At 70.8% G+C, this 15,393-nt stretch carries 17 protein-coding genes; 5 read left to right on the top strand and 12 right to left on the bottom strand.

What is annotated here, in order from left to right; translation table 11 throughout:
* Window positions 1–2: 2 nt before the first annotated feature.
* Window positions 3–1,052: a porphobilinogen synthase gene (gene hemB / locus HBB12_RS29215; RefSeq protein WP_236992571.1), complete on the bottom strand. Its 1,050-nt coding sequence runs from the start codon at window positions 1,050–1,052 to the stop codon at window positions 3–5.
* A gap of 242 nt (window positions 1,053–1,294) precedes the next feature.
* On the opposite strand from hemB, the gene HBB12_RS29210 reads away from it, so the two are divergent.
* The 5 genes from HBB12_RS29210 (at window position 1,295) to fcl (ending at window position 5,776) form a co-directional block, all read left to right on the top strand.
* Entirely contained in the window at window positions 1,295–2,347 is a 1,053-nt protein-coding gene (locus tag HBB12_RS29210) for an enoyl-CoA hydratase/isomerase family protein (protein ID WP_236992570.1), read from the top strand.
* Window positions 2,348–2,350: 3 nt separating this feature from the next.
* The gene (locus HBB12_RS29205) at window positions 2,351–2,812 is read left to right on the top strand and encodes a DUF6163 family protein (protein WP_236992569.1); all 462 of its coding nucleotides are present in this window, start codon (window positions 2,351–2,353) and stop codon (window positions 2,810–2,812) included.
* 173 nt (window positions 2,813–2,985) lie between these two features.
* Window positions 2,986–3,501, top strand: coding sequence for a transcriptional regulator LdtR (ldtR, locus tag HBB12_RS29200; protein WP_236992568.1), 516 nt, complete (start codon window positions 2,986–2,988; stop codon window positions 3,499–3,501).
* 237 nt (window positions 3,502–3,738) lie between these two features.
* Window positions 3,739–4,815, top strand: a complete 1,077-nt coding sequence (gene gmd / locus HBB12_RS29195) for a GDP-mannose 4,6-dehydratase (RefSeq protein WP_236992567.1) — start codon at window positions 3,739–3,741, stop codon at window positions 4,813–4,815.
* Window positions 4,805–5,776, top strand: coding sequence for a GDP-L-fucose synthase (fcl, locus tag HBB12_RS29190; RefSeq protein WP_236992566.1), 972 nt, complete (start codon window positions 4,805–4,807; stop codon window positions 5,774–5,776). Before gmd ends, fcl begins: the two co-directional genes overlap by 11 nt.
* 251 nt (window positions 5,777–6,027) lie before the next feature.
* Here the strand turns inward: fcl and HBB12_RS29185 are convergent, their stop codons facing one another.
* The 11 genes from HBB12_RS29185 to HBB12_RS29135 form a co-directional block, all read right to left on the bottom strand.
* Window positions 6,028–6,285, bottom strand: coding sequence for a DUF6894 family protein (locus HBB12_RS29185; RefSeq protein WP_236992565.1), 258 nt, complete (start codon window positions 6,283–6,285; stop codon window positions 6,028–6,030).
* A gap of 255 nt (window positions 6,286–6,540) precedes the next feature.
* Window positions 6,541–7,026, bottom strand: coding sequence for a F0F1 ATP synthase subunit B family protein (locus HBB12_RS29180; RefSeq protein ID WP_236992940.1), 486 nt, complete (start codon window positions 7,024–7,026; stop codon window positions 6,541–6,543).
* Between the two features lie 22 nt (window positions 7,027–7,048).
* Window positions 7,049–7,615 carry a F0F1 ATP synthase subunit B family protein gene (locus tag HBB12_RS29175; protein WP_236992564.1) on the bottom strand — a complete coding sequence of 189 codons (567 nt, stop codon included), beginning with the start codon at window positions 7,613–7,615 and terminating at the stop codon, window positions 7,049–7,051.
* A gap of 196 nt (window positions 7,616–7,811) precedes the next feature.
* Window positions 7,812–8,039, bottom strand: a complete 228-nt coding sequence (locus tag HBB12_RS29170; protein WP_048436618.1) for a F0F1 ATP synthase subunit C — start codon at window positions 8,037–8,039, stop codon at window positions 7,812–7,814.
* A gap of 127 nt (window positions 8,040–8,166) precedes the next feature.
* Window positions 8,167–8,922 (bottom strand): F0F1 ATP synthase subunit A, encoded by a 756-nt coding sequence (locus HBB12_RS29165; protein ID WP_135414404.1) that lies wholly within the window; start codon window positions 8,920–8,922, stop codon window positions 8,167–8,169.
* A 91-nt stretch (window positions 8,923–9,013) separates the two neighbouring features.
* The gene (locus HBB12_RS29160) at window positions 9,014–9,391 is read right to left on the bottom strand and encodes an AtpZ/AtpI family protein (protein ID WP_236992563.1); all 378 of its coding nucleotides are present in this window, start codon (window positions 9,389–9,391) and stop codon (window positions 9,014–9,016) included.
* 157 nt (window positions 9,392–9,548) lie between these two features.
* The gene (smc, locus tag HBB12_RS29155; RefSeq protein ID WP_236992562.1) at window positions 9,549–12,998 is read right to left on the bottom strand and encodes a chromosome segregation protein SMC; all 3,450 of its coding nucleotides are present in this window, start codon (window positions 12,996–12,998) and stop codon (window positions 9,549–9,551) included.
* Between the two features lie 220 nt (window positions 12,999–13,218).
* Window positions 13,219–13,863, bottom strand: coding sequence for a DsbA family protein (locus HBB12_RS29150; RefSeq protein ID WP_236992561.1), 645 nt, complete (start codon window positions 13,861–13,863; stop codon window positions 13,219–13,221).
* Between the two features lie 280 nt (window positions 13,864–14,143).
* The gene (locus HBB12_RS29145; RefSeq protein ID WP_236992560.1) at window positions 14,144–14,632 is read right to left on the bottom strand and encodes a DUF721 domain-containing protein; all 489 of its coding nucleotides are present in this window, start codon (window positions 14,630–14,632) and stop codon (window positions 14,144–14,146) included.
* 100 nt (window positions 14,633–14,732) lie between these two features.
* Window positions 14,733–15,065, bottom strand: coding sequence for a DUF2442 domain-containing protein (locus tag HBB12_RS29140; protein WP_236992559.1), 333 nt, complete (start codon window positions 15,063–15,065; stop codon window positions 14,733–14,735).
* Complete coding sequence (locus HBB12_RS29135) at window positions 15,058–15,315, bottom strand: DUF4160 domain-containing protein (RefSeq protein WP_272913309.1); 258 nt, start codon at window positions 15,313–15,315, stop codon at window positions 15,058–15,060. The genes HBB12_RS29140 and HBB12_RS29135 overlap by 8 nt, the downstream gene beginning before the upstream one ends.
* Window positions 15,316–15,393: the final 78 nt, after the last annotated feature.

Below are 15,393 nucleotides of genomic sequence, written 5' to 3'. Positions count from 1 at the left end.
GTTCAACCTTGGCGCAGCCGCTCGGCGACCCGCGGGGCGAAATAGGTGAAGATGCCGTCGGCGCCCGCGCGCTTGAAGGCGGAGAGGCTCTCCAGCATGGCGCGCTCGCCGTCGAGCCAGCCGTTCTGGGCGGCGGCGGCGATCATCGCGTACTCGCCCGAGACCTGGTAGGCGAAGGTGGGGACCGAGAAGGTCTCCTTCACCCGGCGGATCACGTCGAGATAGGGCATGCCGGGCTTGACCATCACCGAGTCGGCGCCCTCGTCGAGGTCGAGGGCGACCTCGCGCAGGGCCTCGTCGGTGTTGCCGGCATCCATCTGGTAGGTGCGCTTGTCGCCGACCAGCGTGGCGTTGGTGCCGATCGCGTCGCGGAACGGGCCGTAGAAGGCGCTGGCATACTTCGCCGCGTAGGTCATGATCTGCACGTCGCGGTGCCCGGCCCGGTCGAGCCCGGCCCGGATCGCGCCCACGCGGCCGTCCATCATGTCGGAGGGGGCGATCACGTCGGTGCCGGCCTCGGCCTGGATCAGGCTCTGCTCGACGAGGAGCGCCACCGTCTCGTCGTTGACGATGACCCCGTCCTCCAGGAGGCCGTCATGGCCGTGGCTGGTATAGGGATCGAGGGCGACGTCGGTGATGACCCCGATCTCCGGCACCGCCTTCTTCACCGCCCGCACGGCGCGGCAGACCAGGTTGTTGCGGTTCAGGGCCTCGGAGCCGGTCGCGTCGCGTAAAGAAGGCTCGACGAAGGGGAAGAACGAGAGCGCCGGGATGCGCAAGGACGCCGCTTTCTCGGCCGCCCGCACCGCCTCGTCGATCGACAGGCGCTCGACGCCCGGCATCGAGGCGACCGGCTCGCGCCGCCCCTCGCCCTCGATCAGGAAGATCGGCCAGATCAGGTCGTCGACGGTCAGCGTGGTCTCGCGCACCAGGCGGCGCGACCACTCGGCCTTGCGGTTGCGCCGCGGGCGCTGGGTGAGCCCGAGGGAGGCCGGCTCGGTCCGGGCGGCTTCCCGGGCGAGCGGCCGGGGCATCGGCTGGATCTGCGACATCCGGGATCGGGCCTCCTCGTGGCCCGCCTGTGCCGGGCCTGATTCTTCGTCGAATTCGTCCAATCCGCAGGTAGCACGTTCCGGGCGGCGCCAGAACCCGGGTGGAGGTGCAGGGATGGGCCGCGGGCGCATCATGGCTGTGCCGCGGGCGCTTGGCAGGACCGCGGCTGGCGTGAGTCGCCTCTCGCCGTTGACGCGGCAGGCCGCACCCGGTTAACCGCCCTTAACCGGGAGGGTGCATCATGAGCGACGCGGACGTGACGGCGGACGACACGGTTCTGTGCGAGCGGCGGGGTGCGGCCGGTCTCATCACCCTCAACCGGCCCAAGGCCCTCAACGCCCTCACCCTCGAGATGGTGCGCGCGATGCGCCGCGCCCTCGATGCCTGGGCAACCGATCCGGCGGTGACCCGGGTGGTGGTGCAGGGTGCCGGCGAGCGCGCCTTCTGCGCCGGCGGCGACATCCGCCGCATCCACGAGGAGGGCAGCGCCGGGCGCTACGCGGAGGCCGAGACCTTCTTTCGCGAGGAATACGAGCTCAACGCGCTGATCCAGCGCTACCCGAAACCCTATGTCGCGCTCATCGACGGCATCGTGATGGGCGGCGGCGTCGGCGTCTCGCTGCACGGCTCGCACCGGGTCGCGGCCGAGCGCACCACCTTCGCGATGCCCGAGACCGGCATCGGCTTCTTCCCCGATGTCGGCGCCACCCACGCCCTGCCGCGGCTGCCGGGCTTCGTCGGCACCTACCTGGCGCTCACCGGCGAGCGGATCGGCCAGGGCGACGTCCTCGCCTTCGGGCTCGCCACCCACGCGGCTCCCGCTTCGCGCTTCCCCGAGATCCGCGACGCGCTGAGCCAGGGCGGGCCGGTCGAGACGGCGATCGGGGCGAGCGAGGCTCCGGCCCCCGGCCCGCTCCATGCCGAGCGGGCGCTCATCGAATCCTGCTTCGCGGCCGACAGCGTGTCCGAGGTGCTGGCGCGGCTCGACGCCGCCGGGTCGGAATTTTCGAAGAAGACCGCCGCGACGATCCGCACCCGCTCGCCCACCAGCCTCGTCCTGGCGCTCGCCCAGATGCGCCGGGGCGCCGGCCTGTCCTTCCCGGAGGCGATGCGGCTCGAATACCGCATCCTGTGCCGGATCCTGCGCGGGCACGACTTCTACGAGGGCGTGCGCTCGGTGCTGATCGACCGCGACGGCAAGCCGGACTGGCAGCCCGCCACCCTGGAGGCGGTGCGGCCCGACGACATCGAGGCCCATTTCGCGCCGATGCCCGGCGAGCCGAGCTTCACTTAGGCCATGCGCTCTCTCAGCAAGGTCCGGGGCGGTCCCCGGCGCGTCGGGTCCGAGGAGGTCGCCGACCGCATCGAGCGCCGGGCCCCGCGGCCCGAGACGCGCTGGGACGTGGTGCTGGTCTGGCTGATGCGGGTCGTGGCGGTGGTCTGGATGGTCAAGGGCCTGAGCGCCTGGGCCGAGATCCTGGGCGCCCGCCCCAACGCCGCGCCGTTCGAGACCGCGCCGATCGGCCGGCAGGCGGTGATCGTCTATTTCGGCGTCATCAACCTGCTGGCGGCGGTGGGCCTGTGGCTCGCCACCGCCTGGGGCGGGGTGGTCTGGCTGCTCGCCGCCACCTCGGCGATGGTGCTGGCGCTGCTCACCCCGCAGCTCCTGCCGATGTCGCTGCCGAGCCTCGCCTTCGACAGCATGATCATCGTGGTCTACTTCGCGGTCTCTTGGCTCGCCTCGCGCGAACTACGCTGATCCTCAACCTTTCTCGAAAGTGAACGATCGGGTTCATCTTCGGTTTACCGACAGAGGTAAATCGAGAATTTATCCTGTCGTTTAAACTCACATTCACGGGGCCCGCCTAATTTGAACCCATAAGCGGAGCGGGAGACACCGCCGAGCACCCCCGTACAGAGTGAGGCGTTCCGATGAAGACCCAGGCGACGAAGGTGGCGCAGACGATCTCCGCTCCCGAGACCGAGACCGCTGTCCGCCCCCACTACCTCGAGGCCCTCCACCTGGTCGAGCGCCTGCACCGCCGGCTCCTCGACGTGATCAAGGACGAGTTCGACCGCCGCGGCCGCGAGGACGTCAACAGCGTCCAGGCCCTGCTGCTCTACAACATCGGCGACAAGGAGCTGACCGCGAGCGAGCTGCGCACCCGCGGCTACTACCTCGGCTCGAACGTCTCGTACAACGTCAAGAAGCTGGTCGAGGCCGGCTACCTGCACCACGCCCGCTCCAAGACCGACCGCCGCTCGGTCCGCATCAGCCTCACCGACAAGGGCCGCGAGGTGCACGAGATCGTCCGCGGGCTCTACGACAAGCACGCCAAGACGATCCAGCCGATCGGCGGCATCTCGGAGGACGATTTCGGCCGCCTCAACACGGCGCTCGCTCGCCTCGAGCGCTTCTGGACCGATCAGATCCGCTACCGGCTCTGACCTGCCGCCGGTGGTCCGCCCTGGTCTCCGCGCCCCGTCGCCGGGCGCGGAGCGGCAGAGTGCCGCCCACGTATAGAATACCGAGGCGAGACAATTCAGGGATTGAAGGCCGCATCTCTTGGCGCCGTCCAATGCGTCAAGATGTCGTGCGCATCCACTCGGGAAGTGCCGTGTTGCTTCTGAAGTCGTGCGTCCATTATAATTATGGAAATACGTAAGCAGTTCAGCGGGCGGCCCATGACAGTCGATCGAGCGAAGAAAGTGGCCCTGATCACCGGCGTGACGGGGCAAGACGGCGCCTACCTGTCGGAAATCCTGTTGCAGAAGGGCTACGTCGTCCACGGGATCAAGCGCCGCTCGTCCTCCTTCAACACCGGGCGGATCGAGCACCTGTACCAGGACCCGCACGTCCCCGATCAGCGCTTCGTGCTGCATTACGGCGACATGACCGATTCGACCAACCTGATCCGGGTCATCCAGCAGGTCCAGCCGGACGAGATCTACAATCTCGCGGCGCAGAGCCACGTCCAGGTCAGCTTCGAGACACCGGAATACACCGCCAATGCCGACGGGATCGGCACGTTGCGGATCCTGGAGGCGATCCGCATCCTCGGCCTGGAGAAGAAGACGCGCTTCTACCAGGCCTCGACTTCCGAGCTTTACGGCCTCGTCCAGGAGGTGCCGCAGCGCGAGACGACGCCGTTCTATCCCCGCAGCCCCTACGCGGCCGCGAAGCTCTACGCTTACTGGATCGTGGTGAACTACCGCGAGGCCTACGGCATGCACGCCTCCAACGGCATCCTGTTCAACCACGAGAGCCCCTTGCGCGGCGAGACCTTCGTCACCCGCAAGATCACCCGTGCGGTCGCGAGCATCCGGCATGGGCTCCAGGACACGCTCTATCTTGGCAACCTCGATGCCCGCCGCGACTGGGGTCATGCCCGCGAATACGCCCGCGGCATGTGGCTGATGATGCAGCAGGACCAACCCGACGACTACGTTCTGGCGACCGGGGAGACGACGCTGGTGCGCGACTTCGTGACCGCCGCCTTCGCGGAGGCCGACATGACCCTCGACTGGTCGGGCCGGGGCGTCGACGAGAAGGCGCGTTGCGCCCGCACCGGCCGCGTCCTGGTCGAGGTCGATCCGCGCTATTTCCGGCCCACCGAGGTCGACCTGCTGATCGGCGATCCGAGCAAGGCGCGGGAGAAACTCGGCTGGGTCCACGAGACCAAGTGGCAGGATCTCTGCGCTGAGATGGTCCGCCACGACCTCGCGGCGGTCGCGCAGGAGCAGCGCCGCCATGTCGGATAAGGTCGCTTCGACTGAGATCGTCTACCCGCTCGCCGGCAAGCGCGTCTGGGTCGCCGGGCATCGGGGCATGGTCGGGAGCGCGGTGGTCCGCCGGCTCGCCGGCGAGGGCTGCGAGGTCCTCACCATCGATCGCCGCACCGTCGACCTGACGCGCCAGGCCGAGACGGAGGCGTGGCTGGCGGAAGCGCGGCCCGACGCGATCGTGCTCGCCGCCGCCAAGGTCGGCGGGATCCTGGCCAACGACACCTCTCCGGCCGATTTCCTGTACGCCAACCTCATGATCGAGGCGAACGTCGTCGAGGCGGCCCGGCGCATCGGCGTGGGCAGGCTGCTGCTGCTCGGGTCGAGCTGCATCTACCCGAAATTCGCGCCCCAGCCGATCGTCGAGGACGCCCTCATGACCGGGCCGCTCGAACCGACCAACGAGTGGTATGCGGTCGCCAAGATCGCCGGGATCAAGCTCGTCCAGGCCTATCGCCGCCAGCACGGCTGCGACTTCATCGCGGCGATGCCGACCAACCTCTACGGGCCGGGGGACAATTTCGATCTGACGAGCAGCCACGTCCTGCCGGCGCTGATCCGCAAGGCGCACGAGGCGGCGTTGCGGGGTGACGACGAACTGGTCATCTGGGGCACCGGCACGCCGCGGCGGGAATTCCTGCATGTCGACGATTGCGCCGACGCGCTGGTCTTCCTGCTCAAGACTTATGCCGGGGAGCGCCACGTCAATGTCGGGTCGGGCACCGACATCGCGATCGCCGATCTCGCCGGGATCGTCGCCGAGGTCGTCGGCTTTCGCGGCCGGATCGCCCACGACCTGAGCAAGCCGGACGGGACGCCGCGCAAGCTGATGAGCGCGGACACGCTGCGGGCGATGGGGTGGGCGCCGCGCATCCCGCTCGAGGAGGGCATCCGGGCGGTCTATGCGTGGTTCAAGGAGAACGGGGCGGGGAGGGGGTGAGGGCTCGCCGCCATCCTAGGACCATTCTCCCATCCACGACCTCATCCTGAGGTGTCATACGGCTTCCGATTGATCGCTTCGCGATGCGGAAACCGGATCGGTCGATCGAAGACCGACTGATCTCGAAGGAGGGCTCCAGACGTCTCCGAGCGTATTGGAGCCCTCCTTCGAGGCTCCTTCCAGCCGCATCTCAGGATGAGGTTCAGGATGGGACTGCCCGTGATGCGGCGCTATCGATCGAACCGGCTACCCTAATTCACGAAAGCCCGACTCCGGTTGTCCCGATTCCGCACGGCCGTCATCGGCAGGCGGAAGACGCGGCGCTGGTGCTGGTCCTCGACCCGGAAGGCGCTGCGGGTCCAGTCGCAGGACATCTCGCGGTCGTCGAGCAGGCCGGTCGCCAGCTTGGCCGCCACTTCCAGCGCGTCGGCCGTGCTCTGCAGCTCGACGCCCTCGGGGTCGATGATCAGGCGGCGACCGGACTGGAAGTGGAAGTAGTAGACGGTCATCACGGGCTCGGCGGCGATTCGTCCGAATCTATGCCACAGAAAACGGCGGACGGCGATCCTTTCCCGGTTAAGCCTGTAATCCCCGCGACTCTTCAGGGTCTCCGCCTCGCGACAGCGGTGTTATATCTTGAAATAATTCCTCTGATCGAAACCGCAGACTTTGCGTCACGAAACAGATGGGCTTTCGTCTTGGCCCAATAAAGAAAGCCGCCCGAAGGCGGCTCTCGAAAGTCGGGATCGGACTCCTGCGAGGGATCAGGCCCGCAGGCGTGTCCGCACCTCGCCGAGGCTGCGGCGAACCAGGTCCTGGGCGGCGTCGCCGCTGACCTTCTCGCGCAGGATGGTCTCTGAGACCCGCACGGCGGCCTCCGCCGCGGCGGCCCGCACCTCGGCGGCGGCCTGGGCCTCGGCCTGGGCGATCTTGGTCTCCGCCGCCTTGGTGCGGCGGGCGACGAACTCGTTCAGGCGGGCATGGCCCTCGGCCGCGGCGGCCTCGGCCTCGGCGCGGGCATTGGCGACGATCTCGGCGGCCTCGCGCTCGGCATCCGAGCGGCGGCGCTTGTAATCCGCCAGGACGGCCTCGGCCTCCTCGCGCAAGCGCCGGGCCTCCTCGAGTTCCTTGCGCACGCGCTCGCCTCGCTTGTCGAGCCCGCCGATGATCTGGTCGAACAGACCCATCTTCCAGGCGATGCCGCAGAACACCACGAAGGCGACCGCGACCCAGAATTCCGCATCGAACAGCATGTCGGTGATCTCCTGCGGCTCAGTGCACGGTCTGGGCGGTGCGGTCGTAGGCCGCCTCGACGGCGCTCCGGTCCGGCGCCTGGCCGGTCAGGCGCTCGACGATCGCGGTCGCGGCGTCGGCGGCCACCTCGCGCACGCTGCTCATCGCGGTGGCGGTGCGGGTGCGGATCTGGCCTTCGGCCTCGGCGAGCTTGGTCGCCAGGTCGGCCTCGAGGGACTTGCGGCGGGTCTCGGCCTCGGAGGCGAGCTGCTCGCGGGTGGTCTGGGCGATGCCCTTGGCCTTGTCCTGGGCCTCCTTCAGGGCGCGCTCGTAGGTGTCGCGGGCGCTGTCGGCCTCGGCCTTGGCGCGGGCGGCCTGGTCGAGGTCGCCGGACAGGCGGGACTGCCGGTCGTGCAGGATGCCGGCGATCTGCGGCAGCGCGATCTTCGACATCAGGTAGTAGAGCAGGCCGAAGGCGAGCGCGAGCCAGAGCGTCTGCGCGACGAAGGTGCTGCTCTCGAACGGCGGGAAGCCGCCGCCATGCTCGGAGGCCGGCTCGTGGATGATCCCCTCCTTGAGGGGAGCGGGTGCGTGTGGCTGCGCCATGGTGTCGTCCGGGTGTGGGGGAGACGAAGCGCTCCCGCCGAGCGCTCGGCCGGGCCGGCCGTCGCGCCGCCACGCCTTGAGCAGGGCGGCGGCTGCACGAAGTGGTGTCGAGGGCTCTTAACGCACGCGCACCGGAGCCTCGTGTGAAGGCCCGGTGCGCGGGTGGACCACCTCGTCTCGGTAATCCTCGCCGGGATTAGACGGCGAACAGCAGCAGCAGCGCGACGAGCAGCGAGAAGATGCCCAGCGCCTCGGTCAGCGCGAAGCCGAGGAGCAGGTTGGCGCGCTGGCTGTCGGCCGCGGAGGGGTTGCGCAGGGCGCCGGCGAAGAACTGGCCGAACAGGTTGCCGAGGCCCATGGCGGCGCCCGCCATGCCGAGGCAGGCGAGGCCGGCGCCGATGTACTTCGCAGCAACGGGATCCATCTGATGCTCCTAAGGTCGTCTAGTCGTCTGGCGGGTGGTATCCGGCCGCGACACGGCGAACCGGGGTGGGAAGCTCGGGGGTGCGATCGCGGGCGCGGGGAGGGGCCTCGCACGAGGCCCCGGTCCCTTAGTGGCCCGGATGCAGGGCGTCGCTGAGGTAGATCGAGGTCAGCGTCGCGAAGACGTAGGCCTGCAGCACCGCGACCAGCATCTCCAGCGCCGTCACGGCGACCGAGAGGGCGAGGGGCAGGGGCGAGAGGATGCCCCAGACGCCGGCGGCGAGCAGGGCCGGGACGAAGCCCGCGAAGATCTTCAGCGCGATGTGGCCCGCCAGCATGTTGGCGAAGAGACGGACCGAGAGGCTGATCGGCCGCGAGATGAACGACACGACCTCGATCACCACGATCAGCGGCTTGAGCCAGCCGGGCACGCCGGGGGGCACGAACAGGCCGAGGAAGTGGGTGCCGTGGGCCATGAAGCCGTAGATCACCACGGTGAGGATCACCACCAGCGCCAGCATGAAGGTGACGATGATGTGGCTGGTCACCGCGAAGGCGTAGGGGATCATCCCGAACAGGTTCAGCAGCAGCACGAACATGAACAGGGAGAAGACCAGCGGCACGAAGCGCTCGCTGCCGTGGCCGGCCGACTGGTGCACGGTCTGGCCGATGAACTCGTAGAATACCTCGGCCAGGGACTGCGCCCGGCCCGGCACCACCGCGCGGCTCTTCGTCGCCCAGATCGTCAGGAGCGCGATGAGCCCCACGGCCAGGAACATGTACAGCGCCGACTGGGTGAAGGCGATGTGCTGGTGGCCGATATGCCCGAACGAAACCAGCGGCTTCAGCTCGAACTGGTGGATCGGATCCATCTTGACGGCCATGCCGGTCCCGCCCCCTCGTGTATCGCTGCCGCGGGTCTCTCCCGCCGCGCTGCCAATCCGTGCAGGCGGATGCACGGCATCCACCGGATGATCAAGGCCCTGGCGGGCCTTTCTTCGTGTCCGCGGCCGGAAAAAATCCGGAAACGCGCATCACGTTGTAGATTCCGGCTCCGAAGCCCAGGACGAGCAGGACGATCAGACCCCAGGGCTTGGTGCCCAGCAGTCGATCGCAGCCCCAGCCGAGAAGGCCGCCCGCCAGGACGCCCGCCACGAATTCCGTGGACAGCCGCATGGCGATGCCGAGGGACGAAGGCTGGCCGCTGTCTCGACGCGACGAAGGATCGGGAGCCGCCGCGGGGCGCTTCCGGTCGATCTGCATCTCGAGACGCTTGAGCCTCGCGGAGAGGTCGTCGTCGGGGGAGGGGCCCTCACCGGTGCCGTCCTTCCCCCGCGGGTCGTTGCCGTTCATGGCGAAACCTCGCGCGTGAAGGATGAGGTGTTCCGGTCCGGCTACCCCCGTCGAGCGGGCGCACCATAGTTTCGCCTACCTTGGGTGTCAAGGCACCCCGAAGCAAGGGTAAGTCATTGGACTTTCGGCGGATTTCGCGCCTCGCGCGGGGCCGCCGTCAAACCGCTTCGACCAGTTGCTCGGCGGTCGCGAGGTCGACCGAGACGAGCTGCGACACCCCCCGCTCGGCCATGGTCACGCCGAACAAACGGTCCATCCGCGCCATGGTGATCGGGTTGTGGGTGATGACGATGAAGCGGGTGTCGGTGTCGCGTGCCATCGCCGTCAGAAGATCGCAGTAGCGCTCCACGTTGGCGTCGTCGAGGGGGGCGTCGACCTCGTCGAGGACGCAGACCGGCGACGGGTTGGTGAGGAACACCGCGAAGATGAGCGCGGTCGCCGTCAGGGCCTGCTCGCCGCCCGACAGCAGCGTCATGGTCTGGGGCTTCTTGCCCGGTGGGCGAGCCAGGATGTCGAGGCCGGCTTCCAGCGGATCGTCGGAATCGACCAGCGTCAGCTCGGCGGTGCCGCCGCCGAACAGCGTCGTGAACAGCCGCTCGAAATGCCCGTTCACCGCCGTGAAGGCGGCGAGCAGCCGCTCGCGTCCCTCGCGGTTGAGGCTCTGGATCGCGCCGCGCAGGCGCCGGATCGCCTCGATCAGCTCGTCGCGCTCACGCCCCAGCTCGTCGCGCCGGCCTTCCGTCTCGCGCAGTTCCTCCTCGGCGCGCAGGTTCACGGCGCCGAGCCGGTCGCGGTCGGCCTTGAGCGACGCGGCCTTCGCCTCGACCGCGCCCATCTCGGGCAGGGGATCGCCCGGCGTCGCGGCGGCAAGGGCATGGAGGCCCTCCGGCGTGGTCTCCAAGCTGTCGGCGATGGCGCGGACGACCTCGGCGAGGCGCCGTTCCAAGGCCTCGTGGGCGGCGAGTGCCGCGCCCCGGGTCTCCCGGGCGGCCGCGAAGGCGTCGAGGGCGGCGCGCGCCCGCGCCTCGGCCTCGGCCAGCGCCGTCTCTCCCGCCGCCAGGCGCTCGCCGGCCTGCGCCCGGGCGGCGCCCGCCCGCTCCGTCGCGGCATCGAGGCGGCGGCGCTCCTCGGCGAAGGTCTCGGGCGCCTCGGCGAGCTCCGCCTGCTCCTCTTCCGCCGCCGCCAGCCGATCCGCGAGTTCGTCGAGGATCGCGTCCGCCCGCTCGGCCCGGTCCTGCCAGCGCGCCCGGTCGGCGGCGAGCGCGGCCCGGCGGGCGGCGGCCTCCTCGGCGGCGCGGGCGAGCGACAGGCACGCGGCCCGGGCCTCGGCGGCGGCGAGCCTCCCGGCCTCGGCCTGCTCGCGGGCGGCATCGAGGCGGGCGCTCAGGTCCCCGGGCGCGTCGAGGGCGGCGAGCGCCTCCTCCGCCGCCTCGGCCCGGGCCGCGGCCTCCTCGGCATCGGCGGCGATGCGGCCTTGCGCCTCGGCGAGCGCCGTCCGGCGGGCGGCGGCCTCGGCCTCCCGGCGCTCGGCATGGGTCAGGGTCTCGCGGGCATTGTCGAGATTGCGCCGGGCGAGGCGGGCGCCGTCGAGGGCGCGCAGCTCCACGGCGGCGGCTTCCTGGGCCCGGGTCTGGAGGGCGTCGTGGGCCTCCCGCGCGACCTCCGCCTGCTCCCGGGCGAGGGCCGCGGCCTCGTGCAGCGTGTCGAGCCGGTTGCGCTCCGACAGCCGCCGCGCCGCCGGTCGTGGCGCCTCCGCCGCGGCGGTGAACCCGTCCCAGCGATGGAGGTCGCCGCGTGTCGTGACGAGGCGCTGGCCCGGATGCAGGCGCGCGCGCAAGGAGGCGGCGTCCTCCCGCTCCACCACTCCGACCTGCCGCAGGCGCCGGGCGAGGACCGGCGGGCCGGTGACGAGGTCGGCGAGCGGCCGGGCGCCGGCCGGCAGGGCCGGATCGGTGCCGGGGTCGCGGGTGAGCGCCCAGCGGGTCGGGGCGTCCGGGTCGGTCGCGGCGTCGAGGTCGTCGCCGAGGGCCGCCGCCAGGGCTGCCTCGTAACCCGGCTCCACCGCGAGAACGTCGAGGATCGGGGGAAAGCGCGACCCGGTGGCCGGCGCCACCAGGCGGGCGAGGGTGCGGGCCTCGGTGTCGAGCCGTGCCGCCTCGCGCTCCGCCGCCGCCAGGACCGGCCGGCCCCGCGCCTCGGCTTCGCGCGCGTCCGCCACGGCGTCGCGGGCCGCCGCCGCGGCCTCCTCGGCGCTCTCGGCGGCCTCCTTCGCCTCGTGGGTAGTCTCGCGCAGGGCGGCGAGCCGTCCGGTCTCGGCCTCGCCGGCGGCGGAGGCCTCGCGGGCGAGGCGGGCCTGCTCGGCGGCGAGGCGCGCGGCCCGGGTGCGCTCGTCGGCGACGCTGCGGATCAGGGCGCTGCGCCGTGCCGCGTGCTCGGCCTGGGCGCCTTGCGCGGCGGACAAGGCCGCCTCGGCGAGGGCGAGCCGGGCCTCGGCATCGGCGGCCCGCAGATCGGCGTCGGCCCGCGCCGCCGCTCCGTCATCGGCCTCCGTCAGTGCCGCCGCCTCGCCGTCGAGGCGCTCCAGGGTGGTGCGGGCATCGTCCCGGGAGGCGGCCTCGCGGGCGAGGTCGCGGCGCAGGTCGGCGATCCGCCGGCCGAGGTCGCGCAGGCGCTCGGCGCTGCGGCGCTCCTGCGCCTCCAGTTGCGCCGCCGCCAGGGTCAGGCGCTGCAGCTCGGCCGAGGCGGCGGCTTCCGCCTCGCGCAGGCGCGGCAGGGCGGCGGCGGCGAGGCCTTGGGCGGTCGCGGACGCGACCTGCTCGGCTTGCGTCACCGCCAGCCGGTCGAGGGCCTGGGCGAGCGCCGCCTGTGCCGCCAGAACCTCGCGGCGGGCGTTGGTGTGCCCGATCAGCAGCAGCAGCGCCTCGTGCCGGCGGATCTCGGCGGCGATGGCCCGGTAGCGCTGGGCCGATCTCGCCTGGCGGCGCAGGGAATCGACGCCCGCCGTGATCGCCGTCAGCACGTCCTCGACGCGCGACAGGTTGTCCTCGGCCGCCCGCAGGCGCAATTCGGCCTCGTGCCGGCGGGCATGCAGGCCGCCGATGCCGGCGGCATCCTCCAGGATGCGGCGGCGCGCCTGGGGCTTGGCCGCGATCAGCTCCGCCACCTGGCCCTGCCGCACCATGGCGGGGGAGCGGGCGCCGGTCGCCGCATCGGCGAACATCAGCTGCACGTCGCGGGCCCGGACCTCGCGGCCGTTGACCCGATACGTCGAGCCGGCGCCCCGGTCGATGCGGCGCGAGACCTCCAGCAGGTCGGCGGCGTTGAAGGCGGCGGGCGCGGTGCGCGCGCCGTTGTCGAGGGTGAGCGTCACCTCGGCATGGCTGCGCCCGGCGCGTCCGCCCGAGCCGGAAAAGATCACGTCGTCCATGCCCGAGGCCCGCATGCTCTTGTGCGAGCTCTCCCCCATCACCCAGCGCAGGGCCTCGACGAGGTTCGACTTGCCGCAGCCGTTCGGGCCGATCACCCCGGTCAGCCCGGGCTCGATCAGGAATTCGCTCGGCTCGACGAAGGTCTTGAAGCCGACGATGCGCAGGCGCGTGAATTTCATGGGGCGGCGCGGTGCGCGGGGTCGGTGCTCGGTTTCCCCTCCCCCGTGTGGGGAGGGGCTAGGGGTGGGGGTGGTGCCGGATAAAGCTCAACGGTGCCTTCTGCACCACCCCCACGCGGGATCTTCGATCCCCCTCACCCCTCCCCACAGGGGGGAGGGGAGGCGCCTTGCCTTCGAAGCCGCCGCATTTTCAAGCAGTGCACGCAGGAGCGCGACTGCCTCACGCCCCCACGATCGGCTTGATCACCTTCTCCATGCCCTCGATCGTCATCTCGCCCTGGTACTTCTGGCCATTGATGAAGAAGGTCGGGGTGGCGTTGACCTTGAAGGTGGTCATCGCCTTCTCCTTCACGGCGTTGACCGCGTCGTAGAGCTTCTGGTCCTTGAGGGTCGCCTCGAACTTCTCCTTCGAGAAGCCGGCCTGGCGCATCATCTGCTCCAGGGCGTCGAGGGGCTTCGGGACGAAGGCCCAGTTCGCCTGCTGGTCGAACAGCATGTCGGTGATCGGGTAGTAGCGCGCCGCGTCGTCGGCCCGGGCCAGCATGAAGGCCGCGGTGGCGAGCGGGTCGAGGGGGAATTCGCGTAAGGTGAAGCGGACCTTGCCGGTGTCGATCCAGCGCTCCTTGAGCGCCGGCCAGGTCGTCTTGTGGAAGGCGGCGCAGTGCGAGCAGGTCATCGAGGCGTACTCGATGATGGTGCAGCGGGCGTTGTCGGGCCCGAGCCAGACGTCGCCGAGGGGGCCGGGCTGCATCAATCCGTCCACCACCGGCCCCTGGGCGAGGGCGCGGAACGGCAGGGCCGGCGCGAGCAGGGCCGCGCCGAGGGCCGAGCCGGTGAGTGTCAGGGCCTCGCGACGGGTGAGCATGGCAGGCGTCCTCGTGAGCGGGTGCGGGAGGGTCCGCGATCGGACTGCGGTAGAATCCCGGCCGCCTCGTGGCAAGCAGCCGGCGCATCAACTCTCTTTGTGCCGCCGCGTGCCGCGTCGGCGTCCGGCACATGCGTGCCGGCGCCCGGTTGGGCTTGCCGCGGGCTGCATGCCCGCGGATTTTGGAGGTGCCGCCGCGTGCCGCGACGGCGTCCGGCGCACGGGCGCCGACGCCCGGCCGGGCTTGCCTCGGGCCCTGCGGGCCCGACGACGATGCGGCTCAGCGCGAGCGCTGCGCGCCCAGAACCGCGAGGCCGAGGCGGTCGAGGGCGTCGCGGAGCGCCGCCTCGCTCACGGCGGAGACGGCCAGCGCCACCTCGCCGCGGCGCACCGGGTCGAGGGGCGGGGGCGCGGGCGCGCGGCGGCGGGCCTGGGCGACCCGGTCCTGGCGCAGGCGGATCTTGCCGACGCAGGCCCAGCCGTAATGGCGGTTGATGCGCTCGATCACCAGCGGCCCGAGATGCTGGAGCTCGAGGGCGAAGGCGCCCTCGACCCGCACCGTCAGGGTGCCGGGCTCCGGCCTCTGGTCGCGCGGAGCCCCGCGCCGGCGCGGCCATTCGAGCTTTTCCGGCTGGCAGGCCCGGGCCAGGCGCTCGCCGACGATCTCGGCCCAGGAGGCCAGGATGTCGGTCGAGGCGAAGCCCTGCGCCGCGAAGACGGGGCCGAGGGACCGCTCGATCAGCTCGCTCAAGGGTTTGGGCCGCGCCATCGCCCGTCCGTCCGTCCTGCAAGGTCGCCGTATCCGGCGTGAAGTCCCGACTCTTAGAGCCTTCGTGTAAGGGAATGCTTAACCCTCGAATCCCCGGTAGCTAGGCGGCGGGCGCCTGCGCTGCCGGCAGTCGCGCCATCCAGCGCGCGGATCCGGTGATGCCCGCCAGAAGACCCGGCACGTAGACGTCGGCGTCGAGCCGCGGGAAGTGGAGACCCGTTCCCGCCGGACTCACCTCGATCTCGTGCAGGTCCTCCGCTGCCGCCTGTGCAAGTCCCTCGATTCTGGCGACAGGCACGTGCAGTTCCATGCCGGTCGAGAGGGTGACGACGAGAGTGTCGGGGACGGACAGGTACCGGGCTCCCACGGCGCGCGGTTCATTGGCTCGCGCCTGTCCTCGCGCCGTCGCCAGCGCATAGTCCTCTTCATCCATGGATGTGCCTCCAACTTTCGCAGAGGTGTGCCCGGTGTCCGGCGAGGTCCCGCGCGATCGCCCTGACGGTTGCAAAGGCGAACCCTCTGTTCTCTCGCAACACGATGGGTCCGTCGGGACAGCCGAGGATGAACACTGCTTCGTTGCCGTCCCCGATCATGTGGACATGGGCGGGGCGATGGTCCGCCGGATAGATCACCACGCGCAGCGACCCGAGACGCAGGACGGTAGGCAAGCGAGCATACCCCATTTCGCGGTGGGCGAGAACGCCGGCGCGTCGGTACCGCGCCGAAATCCCGCTCCCGCAATGCCCGAAAACCCGCTAAGG

This window comes from Methylobacterium sp. SyP6R (genome assembly GCF_019216885.1).
Lineage (GTDB): Bacteria > Pseudomonadota > Alphaproteobacteria > Rhizobiales > Beijerinckiaceae > Methylobacterium.
Note: the sequence above shows the minus strand (reverse complement) of the source record. Positions and strands in the feature narration are given on the sequence as shown.